This window comes from Pseudophaeobacter profundi, assembly GCF_029697505.1.
Taxonomy (GTDB): domain Bacteria; phylum Pseudomonadota; class Alphaproteobacteria; order Rhodobacterales; family Rhodobacteraceae; genus Pseudophaeobacter; species Pseudophaeobacter profundi.
On record NZ_JARJEF010000043.1, the window covers coordinates 1 to 718 of the forward strand.

1 protein-coding gene is annotated in these 718 nt (G+C 51.4%); it reads right to left on the bottom strand.

Features of this window, described 5'->3' with window-relative positions:
• A partial coding sequence (locus P2081_RS20200) for a C1 family peptidase (protein WP_278924583.1) occupies nucleotides 1-688 on the bottom strand: 688 nt, incomplete at its 3' end.
• Nucleotides 689-718: the final 30 nt, after the last annotated feature.

Below are 718 nucleotides of genomic sequence, written 5' to 3' on the forward strand. Positions count from 1 at the left end.
CATCACCGGATCCGCTGCAGGTGGCACCCTTGTTCTTGGACTTGTACTTGCAGGTGCCGTCCTGAGCTGTGTAGGGGTAGGATGCTTCAGTGTCAATGCCCTTGTTCTGCTTCACGTAGAGGAACGCGTCATCCATGAGACCACCGTTGCATCCCTCGTTGCCCTGGGAAGTGCTGCAGTCCACAAGGTTCTGTTCGCTCAACGAGATCAGCTTCTTGGTCTTCAAAAATGTCTGTCCCTCCAAACTTCCGGTCGCACTGAAGGCCCAGCAAGAGCCGCACTGTCCTTGGTCCTTGATGGGTGTCACTGCTCCCTTCTTCCTCCAGTCCACAGTCTTGGGTGCCTCGAAGTCCTCGTCTACCTGGAACTGGCCTCCCTTGCTGACGTATTCCTTCGGCCTTCTGAACCCGTTCATCATGTGGCGGAACTCCTGGTTGGTCATGTCCGCAAATCGGTTGACTCCAACAGTGAAGGTGACTTCACCGTTCTCGAACTTCTTGTTGTGTTGGCGGATGAAGTCAAGGTTCTTCATGAAGATTTCCTTCCTCAAGTGTTCTTCTTTTTCATCACCATACAGTTTCTCATGTTCAATCTTAAAGAGTTCCCATTGGGCTTCATTCTCCTCTGGGAAGGAGATGTGATGGGAGAACGCCACAGAGGCCAAAACACAGAGCAGCAACAGCTTCATATTGAGCTTTGATTGTACCGTACAACACAA